This is a genomic window from Natrialba sp. PRR66 (genome assembly GCF_034808065.1).
GTDB classification, from domain to species: domain Archaea; phylum Halobacteriota; class Halobacteria; order Halobacteriales; family Natrialbaceae; genus Natrialba; species Natrialba aegyptia.
Genome location: NZ_JAXHGN010000018.1, coordinates 1 through 663, shown reverse-complemented (window position 1 = coordinate 663; position 663 = coordinate 1). Strand labels below are relative to the sequence as shown.

General features: G+C 56.3%; 1 rRNA gene. It reads right to left on the bottom strand.

Annotation, left to right across the window (positions count from 1 at the left end):
- Positions 1-663 (bottom strand): 23S ribosomal RNA (locus SM755_RS23315); the annotation flags it as partial.

Below are 663 nucleotides of genomic sequence, written 5' to 3'. Positions count from 1 at the left end.
TGCATACCGGCACAGGAATATTAACCTGTTTCCCTGTTGTCTCAGTCGAACTGCGGTGAGACTTAGGACCGGCTAACCCTCAGCTGATTAGCATTGCTGAGGAACCCTTACTCGTTCGGCCGTCGGGGTTCTCACCCGACTCACGCTGCTACTTTGACCAGGATTTTCGTTTCTGAACGGTCCACACGAACTCTCGTTCGCGCTTCCACCCGAACAGAACGCCAACCTACACGGTTGCCCTGTCAGGGGCACGGCCAGGTCTCGGTGGTGGATTTGAGCCCCGATCATTTTGGGCGCCTCAAACCTCGGCCGGTAAGCTGTTACGCTTTTCTTAGAGGGTAGCTGCTTCTAAGCTCACCTCCCGGCTGTCTGGGGCTTGAGACCACCTTCGATCGCACTTAATCCACACTTGGGGACCTTAACCCGGCGCTGGGTTGTCTCCCTTACGGTACACAGGCTTACCCCGTGCACCGAACTCCCTGCGTCAAACGACGTTCGTAAGTTCGGAGTTGGACAGGGGGGCGCACTCCTCTCGGAGTGCGGTCCCCCAATCCGTCGCTCTACCTCACGAACTATCTCGGCAGAGGTAATGCTTCGACATTTTTCGGTTGGAACCAGCTGTTTCCGGATTCGATGGGCCTTTCACCCCTAGACATAGATCAC